The sequence below is a fragment of the Streptomyces sp. NPDC003032 genome (assembly GCF_053591415.1).
The window spans coordinates 1-1,400 of the sequence record NZ_JBSFTT010000125.1; the positions used below are offsets into that span (position 1 = coordinate 1).

A 1,400-nucleotide genomic window follows, 5' to 3' on the forward strand; every position below is an offset into this window, starting at 1 on the left:
CTCCACCCCGCGACGATCAACCTCACCAGCAGCCGCCTCACCAGCGAAACCACCCCCAACTGGCGCAGAACCCAACCCAACGAAACCAAACGCTCCCTACGTTGTTCTGCGGGACGTGGTGAGCCCTTCGTATGGTTGACCCGCCCAGGGGCGCCGAGTGTGGTTGGAAACGCTCTGCCGCTGGTGGCTTTGACTGACTGGCCGCTCGGCGCCCCGCGACGACTCGGCTGCCGATTAGGAATTGCGAATGATCGCTCTGTAGGGAGTTGACAGCGAGGTCGTCCGTGGGAAGAGCCAACAGCACACTGCACGGAGGCACTCATGGCCGCGATCTGGGTCGGCGTCGACGCAGGCAAGACCCATCACCACTGCGTCGCGATCGACGGCAGCGGCCGTCGGCTGCTGTCACGGCGCATCGCCAACGACGAACCCGACATGCTCGAACTCCTGGCCAATGTCCTGGCCTTAGGCGACGAAACAACCTGGGGAATCGACCTGGCCGACGGCGGAGCCGCCCTGGCCATCGCGATCCTCCTCAACCATGACCAGACGGTGCACTACATCTCCGGCCGAGCTATCAGCCGTGCTAGCGAAAGCTACCGGGGCGAGGGCAAGACCGACGCCAGGGACGCTGCCGTCATCGCCGACCAGGCCGGTGTCCGACACGGTCTGCACCTCTTGCACCCGGGCGACGAGACCGTCATCGATCTCAAGATCCTCACCGCTCGCCGCATGGACCTGGTCACCGACCGCATCCGCACCGTCAATCGTCTTCGCGCCCAGCTGACCGGCATCTTTCCGGGCTTGGAGCGGGCTTTGGATGTGACCAACACCGGGCCTCTCACCTTGCTGACCGGCTACCAGACTCCCGCGGCCATCCGCCGGATCGGCCGCAAGCGGCTGGAGACCTGGCTCCGCAACCGCCGCGTGCTCCGGGCCGGCCAGCTGGCCGAGACCGCTCTCCAGGCCGCAGAGCGACAGCGCACGAGTCTGCCCGGCGAGAAGCTGGCCGCGCAACTGGTGCACACGCTGGCGGTGGAGGTAATGGCTCTCAACCAGCAGGTTGCTGAGATCAACAAGCACATCGAGGCCCGGTTTCGCGAGCACCCTGCCTTCGACGTGATCACCAGCTTGCCCGGCATGGGCCCCATCCTGGGTGCTGAATTCCTGGCTGCCACCGGCGGCGACATGGCCGCCTTCGGCACCGCGGACCCGCTCGCCGGTTTCGGGGGCGTTGCCCCAGTGCCCCGCGACTCCGGCAGGATCAGCGGGAACCTGCGGCATCCCAAGCGATACAACCGACGACTCCAACGGGTCTTCTACACCTCGGCCCTGTTCAGCATCCGACACTGCGAGGAATCCCGCCGGTTCTACGAACGCAAACGCGCCGAGGGCAAGCT

The 1,400-nt window shown here is 66.1% G+C and carries 1 protein-coding gene; it reads left to right on the forward strand.

Annotated features, from left to right (window positions below; translation table 11 throughout):
• Positions 1 to 321 precede the first annotated feature (321 nt).
• A partial coding sequence (locus ACWDZ7_RS42825; RefSeq protein WP_451804383.1) for an IS110 family transposase occupies positions 322 to 1,400 on the forward strand: 1,079 nt, incomplete at its 3' end.